At 51.7% G+C, this 17,052-nt stretch carries 17 protein-coding genes; 4 read left to right on the plus strand and 13 right to left on the minus strand.

Translation table 11 applies throughout. The features are described 5' to 3' along the window. Positions 1-104: 104 nt before the first annotated feature. Both ACVKSX_RS09560 and hprR read right to left on the minus strand, forming a co-directional pair. Entirely contained in the window at positions 105-1,463 is a 1,359-nt protein-coding gene (locus tag ACVKSX_RS09560; protein ID WP_354438764.1) for a heavy metal sensor histidine kinase, read from the minus strand. Further along, positions 1,456-2,136: a response regulator transcription factor HprR gene (gene hprR, locus ACVKSX_RS09565; RefSeq protein WP_022624753.1), complete on the minus strand. Its 681-nt coding sequence runs from the start codon at positions 2,134-2,136 to the stop codon at positions 1,456-1,458. Before hprR ends, ACVKSX_RS09560 begins: the two co-directional genes overlap by 8 nt. A 136-nt stretch (positions 2,137-2,272) precedes the next feature. Between hprR and uraH the strand changes: the two genes are divergently transcribed. Together uraH and ACVKSX_RS09575 are read left to right on the plus strand one after the other, a co-directional pair. Beyond that, positions 2,273-2,683, plus strand: coding sequence for a hydroxyisourate hydrolase (uraH, locus tag ACVKSX_RS09570; protein ID WP_033760291.1), 411 nt, complete (start codon positions 2,273-2,275; stop codon positions 2,681-2,683). Between the two features lie 5 nt (positions 2,684-2,688). Beyond that, positions 2,689-3,180, plus strand: coding sequence for a GlcG/HbpS family heme-binding protein (locus ACVKSX_RS09575; protein WP_010247306.1), 492 nt, complete (start codon positions 2,689-2,691; stop codon positions 3,178-3,180). A 121-nt stretch (positions 3,181-3,301) separates the two neighbouring features. On the opposite strand, the gene ACVKSX_RS09580 is transcribed toward ACVKSX_RS09575, so the two are convergent. Both ACVKSX_RS09580 and ACVKSX_RS09585 read right to left on the minus strand, forming a co-directional pair. Beyond that, positions 3,302-3,775 (minus strand): NUDIX hydrolase, encoded by a 474-nt coding sequence (locus ACVKSX_RS09580; RefSeq protein WP_052272245.1) that lies wholly within the window; start codon positions 3,773-3,775, stop codon positions 3,302-3,304. Positions 3,776-4,017: 242 nt separating this feature from the next. Further along, positions 4,018-4,908 carry a LysR family transcriptional regulator gene (locus tag ACVKSX_RS09585; RefSeq protein WP_354438762.1) on the minus strand — a complete coding sequence of 297 codons (891 nt, stop codon included), beginning with the start codon at positions 4,906-4,908 and terminating at the stop codon, positions 4,018-4,020. Positions 4,909-5,029: 121 nt separating this feature from the next. Between ACVKSX_RS09585 and ACVKSX_RS09590 the strand changes: the two genes are divergently transcribed. After that, positions 5,030-6,571, plus strand: coding sequence for an MFS transporter (locus ACVKSX_RS09590; RefSeq protein WP_354438760.1), 1,542 nt, complete (start codon positions 5,030-5,032; stop codon positions 6,569-6,571). A gap of 334 nt (positions 6,572-6,905) precedes the next feature. On the opposite strand, the gene ACVKSX_RS09595 is transcribed toward ACVKSX_RS09590, so the two are convergent. Both ACVKSX_RS09595 and ACVKSX_RS09600 read right to left on the minus strand, forming a co-directional pair. Then, entirely contained in the window at positions 6,906-7,352 is a 447-nt protein-coding gene (locus ACVKSX_RS09595) for a GNAT family N-acetyltransferase (protein ID WP_157353375.1), read from the minus strand. Positions 7,353-7,687: 335 nt separating this feature from the next. Next, positions 7,688-8,911: an MFS transporter gene (locus tag ACVKSX_RS09600; protein ID WP_191921638.1), complete on the minus strand. Its 1,224-nt coding sequence runs from the start codon at positions 8,909-8,911 to the stop codon at positions 7,688-7,690. Between the two features lie 108 nt (positions 8,912-9,019). Here ACVKSX_RS09600 and ACVKSX_RS09605 point away from each other — a divergent pair, with 108 nt between their 5' ends. After that, positions 9,020-9,970 (plus strand): AraC family transcriptional regulator, encoded by a 951-nt coding sequence (locus tag ACVKSX_RS09605; protein ID WP_187494872.1) that lies wholly within the window; start codon positions 9,020-9,022, stop codon positions 9,968-9,970. A 187-nt stretch (positions 9,971-10,157) separates the two neighbouring features. On the opposite strand, the gene ACVKSX_RS09610 is transcribed toward ACVKSX_RS09605, so the two are convergent. The 7 genes from ACVKSX_RS09610 to malT all read right to left on the minus strand — a co-directional run bounded on the left by ACVKSX_RS09610 (position 10,158) and on the right by malT (position 17,051). Beyond that, on the minus strand, positions 10,158-10,643 hold the full coding sequence (locus ACVKSX_RS09610) for a GNAT family N-acetyltransferase (protein ID WP_158132281.1): 486 nt from the start codon (positions 10,641-10,643) through the stop codon (positions 10,158-10,160). Positions 10,644-11,027: 384 nt separating this feature from the next. Then, a complete protein-coding gene (locus tag ACVKSX_RS09615; RefSeq protein WP_060679078.1) occupies positions 11,028-11,384 on the minus strand; it encodes a hypothetical protein in 357 nt (118 codons plus the stop codon). A 642-nt stretch (positions 11,385-12,026) separates the two neighbouring features. After that, on the minus strand, positions 12,027-12,272 hold the full coding sequence (locus ACVKSX_RS09620; RefSeq protein WP_022624743.1) for a hypothetical protein: 246 nt from the start codon (positions 12,270-12,272) through the stop codon (positions 12,027-12,029). Positions 12,273-12,424: 152 nt separating this feature from the next. Then, positions 12,425-12,682 carry a hypothetical protein gene (locus ACVKSX_RS09625; protein WP_158132280.1) on the minus strand — a complete coding sequence of 86 codons (258 nt, stop codon included), beginning with the start codon at positions 12,680-12,682 and terminating at the stop codon, positions 12,425-12,427. A gap of 116 nt (positions 12,683-12,798) precedes the next feature. After that, positions 12,799-13,221 carry a hypothetical protein gene (locus ACVKSX_RS09630; RefSeq protein WP_010247334.1) on the minus strand — a complete coding sequence of 141 codons (423 nt, stop codon included), beginning with the start codon at positions 13,219-13,221 and terminating at the stop codon, positions 12,799-12,801. Positions 13,222-13,269: 48 nt separating this feature from the next. Then, on the minus strand, positions 13,270-13,428 hold the full coding sequence (locus tag ACVKSX_RS09635; RefSeq protein WP_354438757.1) for a hypothetical protein: 159 nt from the start codon (positions 13,426-13,428) through the stop codon (positions 13,270-13,272). Between the two features lie 920 nt (positions 13,429-14,348). Further along, positions 14,349-17,051, minus strand: a complete 2,703-nt coding sequence (malT, locus tag ACVKSX_RS09640) for an HTH-type transcriptional regulator MalT (RefSeq protein WP_033760251.1) — start codon at positions 17,049-17,051, stop codon at positions 14,349-14,351. Position 17,052: the final 1 nt, after the last annotated feature.

A 17,052-nucleotide genomic window follows, 5' to 3' on the forward strand; every position in this document is an offset into this window, starting at 1 on the left:
CTGGCAAGGGGGTGGCTGTGTCTGACTTTATGACTTCCGCAGATCGCTTCCATCCCCTTCTGCTTTCATTAAAGCAGCACGGATGAGGTTTTTCTTACAGACGCTCACTTTCGGGGCAGGCGCAGGCCAAAGATAGTGTGCCCGTTCTCATGCCGGTAGTAAGCACTTCCGCCATGTAAAGCGGCGATTGCGCGCACCAGCGACAGTCCCAGCCCGCTTCCGGCCGTATGACGGACGTTATCGCCCCGCCAGAAGCGTTCAAATAATTTTTCAGGCTCCTCCAGCGCTTCGCCCGCGTTCGACACTTCAATCTCTACGTAGTCAGCGTGATGACAGGTACTGACCTGAATCGTCCCTTTTTCTGGCGAATAACGAATGGCGTTGATCAGCAGGTTACTAATCGCACGCTGGAACAGCATTTTATCTGCGGTGAGGCTGCCTGCGGCGCTCAGCTCAATGGCCTTCTCCTGCTCTTCCGCAACCGGTTCAAGAAAGTCGATCAGCGCTTCCAGCGCGTCCTGCAGCAGGAAGTCCTGTTTATTGAGTCTGATATTGTGGTGCGTGGCGCGAGCCAGGAAGAGAATGTTTTCAGTGAGACGTGACAGACTCTCCAGCTCTTCAATGTTGCCTTCGAGCAGCGTCTGATATTCAGCGGCTGAGCGTTCATGACCCAGCGCGACCTGATTCTGGCCCAGTAACACATTAATGGGCGTGCGGATTTCGTGGGCCAGATCGTCGGCAAATTGGGTCAGACGGATAAAGTCCGTGGATAAGCGCTGACGCATAGCGTTAAGCGCATTGCCAATCGGTAGCAGCTCCTGCGGGATAGCCTGAAGCGGCACGGGCTGATTTAACCGGTCACTGGCCGTTTCTGCCACGATCTTACTTAACCGGCCGATCGCCCTTAGCCCTCTGCGAATCAACAGCGGACTGACTGCGGCGCACAGCAATATGGCCGCCAGTGAAACCAGAATGCTTTGCTGGCGATAACGCTCCAGCATCAGTGCTCGCTCCCGCGCGACCCGGGCAAGCGTAATAGTTACCGGCCCGAGCGAGGAGTTTGCCTGCAGGCTTAGCGCCGACGCTTCCGTCTTATCCGCATTGATCCAGCGGTGCAGCTGTTTCTCACTGGGTGGCGTACTGACCGGCGTGGGCGAGATCGCGGGCAACGTTATCCCGGTATGATTAATACTGACGTTTTGCTCATGCTGCGAGCGGATGCTGAGAATGTCCTGATGGATATCGACCATCCGATTGAAGTAGAGCGGCAGCGAGCTGGGATGGGCACCATCTTCAAGCAGTTGTCTTAACTGCGCCGCCCGATTAATCAGCGTTTGATCGTCCCGCCAGATCAGTTCACTGCGTAACGCTTTATACAGAATCAGGCTGATGCCGCCACAGGCCATCGCCATGATCAGCGTAAAAATTGCCGTCAGCCGCAGCGTCAGAGAAGGGCTAGTCACCCTCGCCTCCTTTTTCTGACAGGCAATATCCCATGCCCCTTACCGTAGTGATGAGCTTTTTAGGAAAGGGGTCGTCGACTTTACGGCGCAGGCGGCGGATAGCAACATCGACGATATTGGTTTCACTGTCGAAATTAACGCCCCATATTTCGCTGGCCAGCAGCGTCCGCGGCAGAATCTCACCGTGACGGCTGGCGAGCAGCCATAACAGCATGAACTCTTTGCGCGTCAGTGCAAGAGTGACACCGTCACGCAGAACCTGAAAGCGCGCTGAGTCCAGCACCAGATCGCCCACCCGTAGTACGCTACTGTGCGGCTGCTGCTGCCGGAGCTGATTTCTTACCCGAGCCAGCAACTCCGCAAAAGAGAACGGCTTAACCAGGTAATCATTGGCCCCCAGTTCCAGCCCTTTCACCCGATCATCCACCGAGTCTCTGGCAGTCAGGCAAATTACCGGAATCTGACTGGCGGTACGCAGGGTTTTCAGCACCTGCCACCCATCCATCCCCGGCAGCATAATATCCAGTATCACCAGGCTGTAGGGATGTGACAGCCCCAGATGCAGGCCATCCCGGCCGTCTGCGGCGTAATCCACGATATAGCCCGCTTCTTCCAGCCCCTTACGCACCCAGGCGCTCGCCTTCTGGTTATCTTCAATCAGTAATAGTTTCATCGGCGCAGTTTGCCATGAAATTTATGACCGCCCCAGTGTTTCAGCGACAGATGACAATATGGTCATCTTTCTGACAGGCAGAACGAACAACCGTACAGGTATAACAGCGGGGTGATTAACACCGGAGTATTAAAAAATGAAAAAGAGTCTCACTGCCCTGGCCCTCACTACGCTGCTTGCCGTTCCCGCGGTCACCTTCGCGGCCAGTAAAAATCCGCTGAGCGTTCACGTGCTGAACCAGCAGACCGGGCTGCCGGCCTCAGAGGTTGAGGTAATGCTTGAGCAGAAACAGGGAGAAAGCTGGGAAGTACTGAATACCGCCAATACTAATCAGCAGGGTCGGATTGATGCCCTTTGGCCAGCAAAGCCCTTTGAGGCGGGAGACTATCGGGTGATTTTTAAAACCGGTCACTATTTTGCGGCACATCAACAGCAGAGTTTCTTCCCCGAAATCCCGGTGGAGTTCCATATCACCAATACCACGACCACCTATCACATTCCGTTGCTGCTGAGCCAGTACGGATATTCCACCTATCGCGGGAGCTGAAATAAATGAAACGTTTACTGCTGGCATTGATGCTGACAACCGGACCTGCCGTGGCGCTCGCTGCTGAGCCAGCCTCCGTCTATGACATGACGCAGGCGCTGAGTAATCAACTGGCGACGGAGGCTTTGTCCGCCTGCCATAACATGAATCGTCAGGGCGTAGTCGCCGTGGTGGATCGGGGTGGAAACCTGGTCACGCTAATGCGGGATGACAACGTGGGGCCGCACAACACCCAGGCGGCATGGCGTAAAGCGTTTACTGCGCTCTCCACCAAAACGCCGACCAGACAACTGACCATAAAGGCGCAATCCTCACCGGAAAGCGTCAACCTGAATACGGTTAATGAGCTATTGCTGCTTGGCGGCGGCGTGCCGGTGCAATATCGCGGCCAGTGGATCGGCGCTATCGGCATGGCGGGCACCGGCGGCGCGGAATCCGACGATCAATGTGGGACCGAAGCGATTAACAAAGTGCTGGGTAACAGCAAGCAACCGTAATCATGATGAACGCGCGGCGGGTATATTGCTGCCAGACACGGGGAATAAACTGTTCCCCGTGTTGTTTAAATAAGTCGCCGAAAGAACGGCTGCTTTGTGCCAGAAGCGGACGTTCAAGATATCATGACGCAGTTAACGTCGAAGATCCGGCCGACTTGTTTTCAAGTATGTTAATGATTAAGTCGCGTGGAAAAATTGTCTCATTGGTGTGTATGAGCTCTTCTATTGTCCACCAATGATGATCGCGAATGAGTTCCTTTTCATTGCTACTCCATCCTGAACGATCGAGATCTACTGTATTTGCATTAATCATAAAGAAACGCTCATCAGCAAGTACTGTCTCCCCACTTGGTAGCATCATTGTGAAGGTTCGGGACGCTACTGCTGGTCCTGTTAATGTTTCTTTCAATCCCGTTTCTTCAAATAATTCGCGTATAGCGGCCTGCTCGAAAGATTCATTTTTTTCAAGCCCTCCTCCCGGAGTTGCCCAGTATGTTTTTCCCCTTAGAGCATCATCTTTATGACAGAACCTAAAGAGCAGGACATGATTTTCAGGCGAAAGAATGATCAATCGAGATGATGGTCTAATGCGCATATATCCCCCTTAAAAAGCTTAAATACTGATTCTCAATATTTATATAAACATAAATTGCAGCCTGAATCGCCCTATAGGTCTGTAATTTCTTACAGCTTTAATCTCACTCAATATCCGCTCCTCGCTCTTAGCGGACATCTGACTGTTACCAGTCCCTTTTATGCCAGGAGCGGACGTTCATGATTTTAAGATAAGCATAAAAGTGCATACGATTTCAGAAAGCATTAACTGCCTGGTACAGATTACAGAGACAGGCCGGACTCACCAATAAAATCGACAAAGCAGCGTATTCTCGGTGAGAGATACCGGCTGGCTGGCCAGAGTGCCGAGAAAACCCCCTGCCTGGTACAGCTACCTGGCAATACCTCTTTCAGTTGCCCCGTGTCCAAAGATTCGCGAACGACAAAACCGGGCACATAGCAAATCCCCATACCTGACAGGCTCAGGCGAACAGAAGCCTCTATATTATTTACGGTCAGAACAGAGGCTGTCCTCAAATCAGCACCCGGGCACATACCGCGCAGTTCCCAGGGCTGGAGCAGCCCCGTTGAGGGAAAACGAAAAGAAATGCACCTGTGCATCGTTAAATCCGCTGGCGAGCCGGGTACGCCATATTCATTCAAATAGGAAGGGCTGGCGCAGAGCACAAAACGAAAATCACCAACCTTTTTAGATTTCAGTCGGGAGTCCGTCAGTTCACCGCTTCGTATGGCTACATCAAATCCTTCATCAATGATGTTTACCAGCCGGTCGCTGAAATCGAGATCGAGTTCTACATGAGGATAACGGCGGGAAAAGTCCGGCAGAAGAGGAAGGATCAACCTGTAGCCAATGACAGGCAGTGAAACCCTGAGCTTCCCGGCAGGCTGCGCTAAGCTGCTCGTCAGTTCTGACTCCGCCTCCTGTAATTGCTCAAGAATATGCTGGCAGCGGATTAATAAAGCAGCTCCCTCCGCTGTCAGACTCACGTTTCTTGTACTGCGGTTTAAGAGACGTACGCCCAGTTTATGCTCAAGTCTGGCGACATTCTTCCCGACCGCTGAGGCAGAAATCCCAAGCAGCCTTGCGGCCTGTACAAAACTCAGCGTCTCCGCTGTCCGGACAAACGAAGTAAGAGAGGTCAGACTGTCCATTGATTATAAACTTAATGTCCGTTAAGAAGAGATTTTCAGTGTATTTATTCACTCTGATGTCTGCAATAACATTGCTGAAGTTTGTTAACCCATCCGCTTTTCGGAAACATAAGGTCACCCAATGGCAACTTCAGCCAGAACACCCAGTCCATATGCCAGGAATATGGCAGCCTTTTCTGTCTATCTGGCGGCTATATTGCTGCCGTTAAGCTTTACCGGTGGTGTAATCTCCACGCCGGCAATACAACAGGCGCTTGGCGGCTCGCCTGCCGCGCTGTCATGGCTGACGAATGGATTTATGCTGACTTTCGGCAGTTTTTTGTTGTCAGCCGGTGTTGCTGCGGATGTTACTGGCAGAAAGCGCATTTTTACCGCAGGCTCAGCCCTGTTTTGCCTGAGCAGCGTTATGATCTGCCTGACACAGGATATCTTTATGGCTGGGTTGTTCAGGTCACTGCAGGGTCTTGCGGCGGCCTTGATATTGGCCAGCGGCAGCGCCGCACTGGCCCGTCTCTATGAAGGTCCGGACAGGACCCGGGCCTTCAGCGTACTTGGCACTATGTTTGGCGTGGGCCTGGCGTTCGGCCCTGTGTTGATGGGTTTCATTACGGATGCTTTGGGCTGGAGATGGTTGTATGCCATGTTAGCTCTGCTTTCAGGCATTGTAATTTTGACTGGTGCTGCGTTTCTGCCAGCATCAGAGGAGAGCGGACATCAGAAACCAGACGGCACAGGATTAATCATGTTTACTGCAGCCCTGATGTTATTTACATCAGCGGTGATGCTTATACCTGCCTTTGGGTTTTTATCGTTTCCCACATTCGCCCTTTTCATTTCCGCCATGCTGCTTTTCAGCGGGTTTGTAGTGCGTTGCCTGGGGGTTGAAAATCCTGTTCTGGATATCTCTCTGCTGCTGCGCCCGCGCTTTGCCGGCGTTCTGCTACTGCCGATAGCAACATGCTATTGCTATGTTGTGCTGCTGATTATTATTCCGCTGCATTTTATGGGCGGTGACGGGATGAGTGAGTCCCGGAGCGCTTTTTATCTTATGGCGCTGACGTCTCCAATGCTGGTTTTCCCGTCCATTGCCGCACTGCTGACAAGGTGGTTTTCAACAGGAACCGTTTCAGCTGCAGGACTTATTATTGCATCAGTCGGGCTGCTTTTCCTCGGATACGCACTACCGCGTAACAGCAGTAATTTTCTTGTGCTTTCACTGATTATGACGGGTACCGGCGCTGCGCTTCCATGGGGACTGATGGATGGTCTGGCACTTTCAGCTGTATCTGTGGAGAAAGCGGGCATGGCCGCAGGCCTCTTTAATACCGTTCGCGTTGCCGGAGAAGGGATCGCTCTGGCGATGGCGTCAGCATTTTTAACAGAAATGAATGATTTGAATCTGAAAAACACCGTTCACGGGTATGCGCCAGAGGTCATTCACCAGGCTGCCGCATGGCTGGGGGGCGGCAGTACTGAGCAGGCCGCTGCGATGTTACCCGGTATTTCACGATTATTGCTTCAGGACAGTTATGACACTGCGTATACGTTTCTTTTTAGAGTTCTGGCTGCTGTCACGCTGATTTGCGCGCTAATGGTCTGGATCACCCTGGGTCGGCAGAGGCAGGGCTGTGCTGCAGGCAATACGCTGGCCAGAGATGTGTGAAAAATCCTGATCGAATAAGGTCGTAAGCGTTCATTTCATCGCATCCGCTTTTCGCTCATAGCGCGCATTATCCGATGTCAGACTGCTCTATGCCAGGAGCGGCCCCTTACAAAGCTGATTCTTTTCACGGGACAAACTTAGTCAAAATCACCCATGAGGTAACGGTTAAACCCGTTGTGATTAAGAGGCCGTTCTTTGCTCAGCGGGTTATGGAGAATAATGCAGTGTGTCGTAAAAAATATTTCCTCAAATGTGTATTATGAGGCGCTGCACGGCGGGGTCTTTAAAAAAGATATTCTCTTTGGCTACTGGTAAGAACGCTTTATTAAATTATTTATTTTAAATTTTGAGACATATTGATGCCGGTAATATGAAAGCCATTCTTCTGATACAGTGCTTTGGCTGAGGCATTATTCGGAGCTACCCTAAGTCCGACTTCATCGATGTTCATTATTTTTAGCAATCTTTTCATTTCGCATAAGGCCAGACCACCGAATCCACGGCCGCGCCAGTCAGGATAAATGTAGAAATCACTTATCCAGGCTGATGACCCGGTGATCGACAGCCAGAGGATGCCAATAACGTCCTCTGGTTCATCAGGCTGTTGGATACACCACAGCTGATTAGCCGGGGTCACAACTCCCTTTGTTAACACTGTATCAATAGATTCTATGGCTTTGATTCGTGCTTTTTCGGAAAGATATCCGCGATTGTTTTGCAGATCCTGCGAATATTCATGGATGAAAAGAGAACGATAATTTACGAATTCTTCTTCATTCATATTCCTGAGAGTAATCACACTGTCTTCCTGATGAGGTAGTTATGTGTTGAAGATATCACCTGGAAACTGTTTTTCAAGCGTCTCTGTTAAGGAATGTTTTCTCTGCACGTTTGAATCACCACTGAGAATGGTGATATTTCAGAATAGCGAGTAAACGGCACTTACTGATTATTGCTAAGCTCCGCTCCTCGCTCAAAACGCATGTTAACCAGCTTCAGCAGTTAAACCGCCCCTTTGCCAACAGACTCAGCCAGCAGGCCCGGAACGCTGTGCGGTCCGGGGATGTTACGCTGTTCGATTGAGGTGTCCCAACATATTAAATGTCACTGAAATGGTCAGTTTTGCGTTCCTTCAGCTGATGACGAGACTCTGACCCGGAATGCAATAACCAGCGCGGCAGTAAGCATGATACAGGCTGCAGCAATGAATACCCCCGTCACCCCGTTGAGGCCATATATCAGGCCACCTATTGCTGCACCCGCGGCAATGGAGGATTGAACGGCGGCAACCACCATACCCCCTGCGCTCTCGGCCTCATCGGGGAGAGTCCGGGCGACCCAACCTGACCACGCCACCGGTATGCCACCAAATGCCAGCCCCCACAGCATGACCAGCGCCGTAAGCCCGGCGATTGATAACGGCAGAGTGATCATACCCAGTGCCGCTGCTCCCACCAGAGCAGGCATAATAATCAGCGTAAAACGCAGGCTGCGTTCCATCAGCCACCCTGCCGACAGTGTCCCGATAAAGTTAGCAACGCCAAACACCAGAAGTATTAATGCCAGCCCTTTTGCGTCTATGTGTGCGAGTCCTTCCAGCGCAGGCCGTATATAGGTAAACAGCGCATACTGGCCGGTGTGTGCAAGCACGCACCCCAGCATGCCCACGCTCACGCCCGGCCTCTGGAGCAGAGAAAATACGGATGCCGTCCTGGTCCTGACTACCGGCGGCATTCCGGGCAGCGTCAGCCACTGAAAAATAAAAGAGAGTGCGCCAACCGCAGCAGCGGCAATAAACGCGCTACGCCAGCCAGACATCTCGCCCAGATAACTTCCCAGCGGTACGGCAACAACAGTACCTACCGCGATTCCACTAAAAATGATCGACAGCGCCCGCGGTACCAGCCTCTCCGGCACTAGCCTCATCGCAACCGCCGCTGCCATACTCCAGAATCCACCCAACGCGATACCCAGCAGGATGCGCATTGCCAGCAGCATGACAATACCTGAAGAGAGCGCCACGAGCAGATTTGAGAAGATCATAAGGGCGGTAAAGCTCAACAACACGACGCGCCGGTCCAGCGCACGCGTTAATCGCGGTATCAGTAATCCGGCAAATAACGCAATCACCGCCGTCACTGTTACGGCCTGTCCTGCAAGAGACTCTGACACACCCAAATCCCGTGCAATAGGCGTTAATAAGCTGGCAGGCAGGTACTCTGCGGTGAGCAGGCCAAAAACACCCATGGTTAACGAAAAAACCGCAAGCCAGGCTGGCTGGATTTTCTCATCTCTTTGCACTCTTTCTTTGTGAACCCTGATAGAAGTTTCATCCGTCATTTCTAAGTCTCCTGGAAAGTCGTTTCAGGAGAAGAAGTCTATTCAGGCGCAGCTGGATGATCTATGCTCTAAAACCCTCACTTTTTTACCCAAAACCCGAAAAGGCATATGACTTCATCCTTCGCTCTGTCATCAGAACTCATCAGCGAGTTGCTTTCCAGCCTGCGGCTATACGGCGTGCGATATCAGCGTATACAGACGGGAGATACGTTTGGCCTGAACTTCGCAAGCAGGCCCGGTCATGCTTATCTGCACTACGTCGCTGTAGGTGAGATGGTGCTCCATAGTGCAAACGGCGAAGTTCTTACGCTTTCAGCCGGAGAGGCTGTATTTCTTCCTCACGGCGAACGGCATCAGCTTTTGTCGGCAACAGCTGCCGACGTGCTGGATATCGACAATATCGAAACGGCACCACTGGATGAAAAAGTGAGTGGGATTGATACCTGCCCGAGTACTCAGGAAACGCCAGGCGCTGTGCTGTTTTTTGGTTGCATGAAAATCGATCTGGGAAGCATGCAGCGGCTGGCGGATGTGCTGCCTGAAATTATGCATGCCGATGCAAAGGGGGTTCAATGGCCGGGACTCATGCATATCCTTGATGCGATGAAGCGTGAGATATGCTCCGGACGCGTGGGCTATGCAGGTATTCTCGCCAGGCTTGCCGATGTGGCTGGAGCGATGTTTATCAGAGGATGGGTGGAAGATGGTTGCGGCAATAGCCCTGGCCTGGCTGCAGCACTGCGCGATCCGCGTCTGGCTCAGGCCATCCTGGCGATTCATCGCGAACCGGGCCGGGACTGGAGCGTGGCAGAACTCGCCGCCGAATCGCATATATCCCGCTCCGCATTCGCCGAAAGGTTTCAGACCACCATCGGCGTCCCACCGCTACGGTATGTAACGGAAGTAAAGATGCATCTCGCTGTCCGCTGGCTGTCGTCAGAAAACATTACTGTCGACACCGCATCGCAACGGTTAGGATACTCCTCTCAGGCTGCTTTCAGCCGGGCTTTTAAGCGTGTAACGGGCAAGTCTCCAGGCGCGGTTCGTTTGCTTAGCTAATGGGTTTTATCCCTGGCGGGGCTAGCAGTAATCGCGACGTAGTTTGACTTCCTTTGTGCTCCAGCAAAGGCAGCATCAAATAAATAAATCACATTAAAAACAGTATCCGCTTTTGGCATATACCGGTCATCAGCCCGATGACAGTTTACTTTGTGACAGGAGCAGACGTCAGTTCCAATTAATATAGTCAGCGCAATGCCTTTGAGAAACAGATAGCTTCTGTCCTGCCTATATATGGGCCGTAATTCTCAATAGGGACATAACCATTTTTCATGTAGAAATTTACAGCACGATAGTTGATGTGGCGGGTTTCCAGCCTAACTTCGATATATCCCATCTCTTTTGCTGATTTTTCAAGGAAAGTGAGTAAAGCACCACCAATCCCTGACTCACTTCGGTCTGAAAACATTCTTTTAAGCTCGGCTATATTTTGGGTAAATGGCCGTATAGCACCGCATCCCACAGCTTTGCCTTGAGAATTCTTTGCTAATGCCCATAAAGCTTTGTCATCACCCATTGCTTGGGTGGTGAAATTGCTTTTGCCGTTATCACCAGTAATAGCGGCAAGTTCTGCTGATAGCATTTCGATTAAACGATGGGATTCTGAAGAGAATGGATCTGATTTTTGTACTTTTATCATGGTTATACCCTGCAGGATGAGTGTGACCAACATAAAGCATCCTGCTAAAAAAAGCATCAGCTCAAAACGGGTAAAGGGATATCACTTATTCAAACCATCCCTGAGGTCATGGCTGCTCCTCACTCATAGCGGACATAAATCTGAACCTAGTCTGGCCCGCCTCATTGCTGTTGCCAGAAATTAATACAAAGGTAATACAGCTTGAACGTTAAACTGGAAGGCATACGGACATGATAGCAGTTTAAATTGCTCATCGGCCGAATAGGTGACAGCAATTTGTCGAAGCATTTTAATCATAACATGGCTGCAAAGATATGAGGTTCACAATCAAGATAATATAGTAAACAGGGACTTTTAAAACACAATTAATTTAAAAGCCATCCTATACTAATACTTAAAGCATCAGCGGAAAAAATATTAGTTTTTTTTGCAGTTTCTCATTTTATAAAAGAAGCCGGAATGCGCATTTTCGATGATAAAACGATCATCGTAATTAGGACGTCTTACGAAGGTTATTCCGTTAACAGTAGCCTGCTGTTTAATACCACCCATGACACTTTCAAGCGCTGGGGATGCTACCTCATTACCCAGCATTTTCACTTTGTAGTTACTTCCATTGTCTTCAACGACAGCAGCTTTTGGCAAAAGCTGCGTCTCTGTATGAGAGCTGGTTATCCGGACATCACATAAATATGTCCCCAAGCCTAAATCTTCAGCTGCGGAACATAAACCGGAAAAAAACAAAGCAATCATACAATAAACAAATTTATTCATATCTGTCTTCCAGGACTTTGGATCGTTAAAAAATCGTTATCGGCAAAATATTTTGTGACTTGAGGAGTTGGTGATGTCATACGTGTATAGAGCTGATTTATGGATATTAATTTTTGTTGTGGGTAAGGTTGGATGAGCCGGGTGCTATGTTGGATGCAATGGTAACAGTCAGTCATTAAGAACGGAACGTCCGCTCCTTGCTCATAGCGGACACTCACCACATGTATCTTCTTTTTATGTTGCGATCCTTAATATCCTGGCCTGATAAGAACGGCTTTCAGCTCTAATGCAACATAACATCTGTGACCAGCATGCCGCGATTCAACCCGTTCCCCTGCAGAAGAGGCCGGGGTTATGTCACAGGAGTCGGCAGAGGCCGGGCGGGAAATGGATCGTTGGGTGGTGCCGGATAAACTGCCATCACTCAGGCTGACACTATGCGATGTCTTTTAAGGAAGATCGGGATTTACTGGTGCCGGTAAAAACGACTGATATGACTTCACCGGCTTTGCAGTTCAGGCCTGGCAACCCGGTGTCTCAGCATTGCCTTGCTGTCTGCTTAGTCTGTATGCATGAAGTCGCCGGGGTAATTAACCTCCGGCAGACCACGTTAACGGCATAGGGATAACTATTTAGCTCCACTCATCCCGGGAGAACCATCATGTCCTCCCTCATTCCCGCCACTGCCACCCTGCCCGCCGACGCCGCCAGGACCCGCATCGCCTCCGTTTCCGCCATTACCTGATCCGTCACCATTACCGCCGTTCCCTCCATTTCCTCCGTTTTCACCACCATTACCGCCGTCGCCGCCATTTCCGTTGCTGCCAGAACCAGCATTCCCTCCGTCTCCCCCGTTTCCGTCACCGCCACCGTCACCACCGTCGCCACCGTCGCCGTCTGCCCATGCCGCAGTGCTGAATATTCCGGCCGCCAGAGAAGAGGTTACCGTGAGTACGACCATGAAAGGTCTCAGTAATGCTGAGGTGAGAATAATGAGATATACAGCTTTCATGAGAAGGTTTTTCATATCATCCTCTGCGCTATGACTTATATGCCGCCGCCGCTATCACCGCTATCACCGTCATCACCACCATCACCACCATCACCACCATCACCACCATCACCACCGGATGAGTTGTTCCCGCTTCCTCCGTTGCCACCATCCCCTCCATCGGCTCCGTTAGTGCCGCCATTTCCGCCATCTCCGCCATTTGAGTTGGAGCCTGTACCAGCATTACCGCCGTTACCGCCATCCCCTCCGTTTTCGCCCGGACCACCGTCCCCGCCGTTTCCACCATCAGAAATCAGTGATAAGGAATCAGGAAAAGGAATCGGGGAGGCCGGAGAGGCATAACCGTAGTGTGTAAAAATCACCAGTATCAGAGTGGAGCACCTTAGTAGGGTACGGTATCGTTTACAGATGTTCTGACTGGTCATTGTTACCTCCATCACCGCCAGCACCTCCGGGCGCATTGTCAGTTGAACCACCATCACCCCCGTTGCCACCATTGGCGCTACCCTGTCCATTTTTATGATGTTTGTGGTGTTTATGGTAGGGTTCAGTCGCGGCGCCTGCCCCATTTCCCCCATTTCCGCCGTTACCACCTGTAGCAGAACCGTTACCGCCGTTACCTCCGTTCAGACAGCCTGTACCGGGCACGCCGTCTTTACCACTTTCTCCATCAGGCGAACTGCCGTTCCCATCTTGTCCGTTCAGGCTCTCACAGGCAGACAGCTGAATAGTGTCCTGCGGGAGTGTCTGACTGAATACCGGCAGGGAAAGGAGCAGCCCTGCAGATAGTGGAAAAAAAATCAGCGTGTTGTGTAGCTTTGACATAGAAGTTTCATCCTTTAATTAATGGCCGCCTTCATGAGGCGACCATTTTTAGTTAGATTCTGCAGCCTGATTACGCACCGCCGCCATCACCACCACCACCATCGCCATCGCCACCGCTATCACCACCATCACCGCCGCCGTCACCGTCTCCGGAACCATTACCGTTAGCGGAGCCGTTGCCAGTGCCGTTATCATTACCGCTGCCATTCCCGTTACCGCTGGCGCTGTTATTTCCTCCATCGCCGCCAGGGCCACCAGGAGAATTAGAACCAGAACCCCCGTTGCCGCCGTCACCTCCATTAGCATCGCCGACAAGTAAGAAGGTCTGTGGGGAGTGATTCGTAAACGGTTGGTTATGTAACGGTGCAGCGACTGCAAGTCGCGCCGCAGAGAGAACAAAAACAGCCAAAGCAAGCGTTAATTTTTTATGTCTCATAATCCATCCTTAAAGATAATAAATACATGAGATAATCGCTGGCCCACCCCATAGCTAATGAGCTATTTCATTAAAAGTAAATTATCTAAAAAATAAAAACTATGGAGTGTAATGAAACGTTTTTCGTTGTTTTAGAATGTTTTCGTTTAATTTTAAAAAAAATTTTCGGGGATGCTATTTTTTAACTAACTAGTTAATAGCTAATGACATTAAAGGCTAATAATCACCCTGCTAACAATTTACTCTTTTCATGAAATAATACATATTGCATTTTTATTAAGGCACTTTTTTCATAAGCAGGGAATGACAATCCTGAACTCAAAAAAAAGCAAAAGCATATATCATTTTCTATAATTCATCTGACTTTTAAGAGGTATGGTAAGGGGACACTGTTTAACCACTCAGAATTAATTTTCCTGAACCTCAGAAATCCGTAATTTTAGGAAGCACTACCCTAACTGCTGCAGGCGGGACCTCGCGGGCCTGAATAAAGGTGAAGCCCGTAACGCGCTGATGCATGCGATATTTATGCACCGGCTGGAAGAAATCAGGGCCCGAAATCCGGCAAATCAGAGCTGCATGTTGCGCAGTAAAGTAACTGCCCCGCTTCCCATTGATACAGACCGCCTGTTTCGACGGTGTGCTGATATGCGGCGGAGCGGGCTAAAGCCGCCCCTGAATACGCCTGTCGTCAGACATATCCCATCATTTTCAGCAGCGACTGCACCTGATTCATTGCTTCGCTGCGATGGGTGACGCCCAGCTTCTGATAGAGATTGCGGATATGGGTTTTGATGGTGGTGGAGGCCACCGCCAGCTCACCGGCGATTTGATCGTTGCTGTAGCCAGAATAGATTAATCCCAGCACCTGCCATTCACGCTGCGTCAGCGGACTGGTTCGGATCAGCTCCGGCACGTCAGGATGGTTAAGCAAACGGCTGACAAAGCCTTCATCGAAATGGGCGAATTTGTGACGGTGATATTTATTGATCTCCAGCAGGATACGCCGGGCGCGGTGGCTGTCCAGCTCATTCAGGGTATTCAGCTGAATCAATTGCCGCAGCTGCTGCGCCATCATCTCGCCTTCAATCACAAAATGGCTGATAAAACCGGTGCTGCGCGCCAGTTTCAGCGCCTCAATCAGGACACGCTGCGCCTCCGCTTTGCGGTCGGTCTGCCAGTAGATCTGATTCAGCAGCAACAGATTACGGTTTAAATCACTCATCAGGCGCAGGGCACGGGCATTCTCATTCAGCTCCTCCAGCACCACTTCCGCCTGGCTGACATCACCCAGCAGGATCTGCGCGCGGGCGATGTTCCGCCATTGTCCCTGCAGAAAATGGTTATTGGCGAAGGCAGGTTTAGGCGTCTGCCGCATCCAGTCGCGGGCGTTCTGGCTGTCGCCGGTCAACTGCCAGTAAATGACCCGGACTTTGTCGGCATTGGCTATCCAGTCGCTGTGCCAGTTGCCATTGTTCAGCAGGTTTTCCAGCCGGTTCAGGTAGCTGCGGGCGTTATCCAGATTGCCACGTGCCAGTGAGCACTGCACCAGCAAACCCAGACACTGAATCTGCTGCTGCGGCTGGAAACCGTTCAGTACTTTGATGCCTTCCCGGGCCGCCTGCTCCGCCTCTTCCAGCCGTCCCCAGGCCCACAGCAACTGAGCGCGGATGCGCAGCAGAAACTCATGCAGCGGGAACTGCGCCAGGTGCTGTTCGTCGACCAGCACAAAGGCGCGGCTCTGGATCTCATAGGCTGCCTGCAAAAAGCCCTGAGCAAACAAAATCTCGCTCTGCTGAATCAGGCTCCAGAGGGCGTAGTGCCACACTTCATCGCGCCGCGCCATCTGTTCGGTCTGCCGCATCAGTTTGAGTGAATCATCCAGCTCGCCTTTGCAGTGCATCACTTCACCATGCACTGAGGTTGCCACAATGCGGCTGTAGTGACGGCTCGCTGGCAGGGTGTCGAGCGCCACTTTCGCCAGCCGCTCCGCTTCATCGGTATTGCCATCGTTAATCGCCACCTGGGCGCGCAACGCATTAAATTCACCGCGCAGTGCTGCATCGATCTCGCAGCGGCTGGCCTGTTCAAAACGCGCCAGCAGACTGTCAACTTCGGAGAAGCGATGCTGACTCTGCATCAGCCACGCCTGCAGCAGCACCAGCATTGGATTTTCCAGCATCATCTCCCACGGCAGTGCTTTCAGGGAGTTCTCCAGCAGCGGCAACTCGCTCTGATTAAACAGCGTCCACGCGTGCTTCAGCAGCACGTCCCGCAGCATAGTGGCGTCGCCAGAGGCGAGTGCATGATGAATCGCCTCGCCGGGAAAACCCTGCGCCATCCAGCTCTCTGCCGCAGCCCGATGCAGTGCGGGCAGCTCAGCCGCCAGTTCCCACTGGCAGCGCTGACGCAGGAAGTTACCAAACAGCGGATGGTAGCTGAACCAGCAGCCGGAATCGTCCATGCGCTGCAGAAACAGACCCTGACGCTCAATCTCTTCCAGCCGCATCTGGCCGTTCTCTTCGCGGGTGACACAGGCGATCAGTTCATCGTTCATTGAACGCAGCAGCGCGGTTTTCAGTAAGAAATGACGGGTAGGCAGATCGACGTTATCCAGAACTTCCTCAACCAGATAATCGGAAAGGTGGCTGGCATTAATGCCAGAGAGACGCCGGGCGGAATGCTGAGCCGAACTGGCACCCTGTCGCGCCGACAGTACGATCAGTTGCAGCGCAGTGGCCCAGCCCGCTACATCATCACAGAGTCGGCTGCTCTCTTCGCTTTCCAGCGGGGCCGCCAGTCGGCAGTCAAAAAACTGTCGCGCCTCCTGGTGGGTAAAAGCCAGCTGCTGGCTGCCCAGCTCAATCAGTTGCTCACGCACCCGCAGGTTGGCGATACCGAGCTGCGGCAGATTACGTGACATCAGAATCAGCGTCAGATTTTCAGGCTGATGGCGCAGGAAAAAGCGCATCGCGTCGTGGATCACCGGATTGGTAATCAGATGGTAGTCATCAACGATCAGCCACAGCGGCTGCTGCCACTCCACCAGCTCGATAAAGAGCTGAGAAAACAGGGCGTTGAGATTCACATACTGCCGCTTCTGCGCCAGCAGTTCACTGCGCGGACAGCCACCGTGGGTGGCCTGTTGCAGTGCAGCGATCAGGTAATCGGCAAAGCGCTCCGGCTGATTATCGCCCTCATCTAAAGAAACCCACCCCAGATCGCTTTTCCCTGCCGCCCACTGCGACACCAGTGTGGTTTTACCGTAGCCCGCCGGACTGGTGACCAGCACCAGCCGATAGTTACCTGCAGCGGTGAGCTTTTGCAGCAATCTCTCCCGAATCACAGTGCCTTCAAGACGCACCGGGCGGCTGAGTTTAGCGGGTATTAACATG

It is taken from the genome of Pantoea sp. PvP021, from assembly GCF_054056055.1.

Coding starts and splice junctions, on each gene's coding strand:
- hprR (WP_022624753.1), bottom strand. CDS start 2,136: ATGAAACTATTACTGATTGAAGATAACCAGAAGGCGAGCGCCTGGGTG.
- uraH (WP_033760291.1), top strand. CDS start 2,273: ATGAAAAAGAGTCTCACTGCCCTGGCCCTCACTACGCTGCTTGCCGTT.
- ACVKSX_RS09575 (WP_010247306.1), top strand. CDS start 2,689: ATGAAACGTTTACTGCTGGCATTGATGCTGACAACCGGACCTGCCGTG.
- ACVKSX_RS09580 (WP_052272245.1), bottom strand. CDS start 3,775: ATGCGCATTAGACCATCATCTCGATTGATCATTCTTTCGCCTGAAAAT.
- ACVKSX_RS09585 (WP_354438762.1), bottom strand. CDS start 4,908: ATGGACAGTCTGACCTCTCTTACTTCGTTTGTCCGGACAGCGGAGACG.
- ACVKSX_RS09590 (WP_354438760.1), top strand. CDS start 5,030: ATGGCAACTTCAGCCAGAACACCCAGTCCATATGCCAGGAATATGGCA.
- ACVKSX_RS09595 (WP_157353375.1), bottom strand. CDS start 7,352: ATGAATGAAGAAGAATTCGTAAATTATCGTTCTCTTTTCATCCATGAA.
- ACVKSX_RS09600 (WP_191921638.1), bottom strand. CDS start 8,911: ATGACGGATGAAACTTCTATCAGGGTTCACAAAGAAAGAGTGCAAAGA.
- ACVKSX_RS09605 (WP_187494872.1), top strand. CDS start 9,020: ATGACTTCATCCTTCGCTCTGTCATCAGAACTCATCAGCGAGTTGCTT.
- ACVKSX_RS09610 (WP_158132281.1), bottom strand. CDS start 10,643: ATGTTGGTCACACTCATCCTGCAGGGTATAACCATGATAAAAGTACAA.
- ACVKSX_RS09615 (WP_060679078.1), bottom strand. CDS start 11,384: ATGAATAAATTTGTTTATTGTATGATTGCTTTGTTTTTTTCCGGTTTA.
- ACVKSX_RS09625 (WP_158132280.1), bottom strand. CDS start 12,682: ATGGTGGAAACGGCGGGGACGGTGGTCCGGGCGAAAACGGAGGGGATG.
- ACVKSX_RS09630 (WP_010247334.1), bottom strand. CDS start 13,221: ATGTCAAAGCTACACAACACGCTGATTTTTTTTCCACTATCTGCAGGG.
- ACVKSX_RS09635 (WP_354438757.1), bottom strand. CDS start 13,428: ATGGCAGCGGTAATGATAACGGCACTGGCAACGGCTCCGCTAACGGTA.
- malT (WP_033760251.1), bottom strand. CDS start 17,051: ATGTTAATACCCGCTAAACTCAGCCGCCCGGTGCGTCTTGAAGGCACT.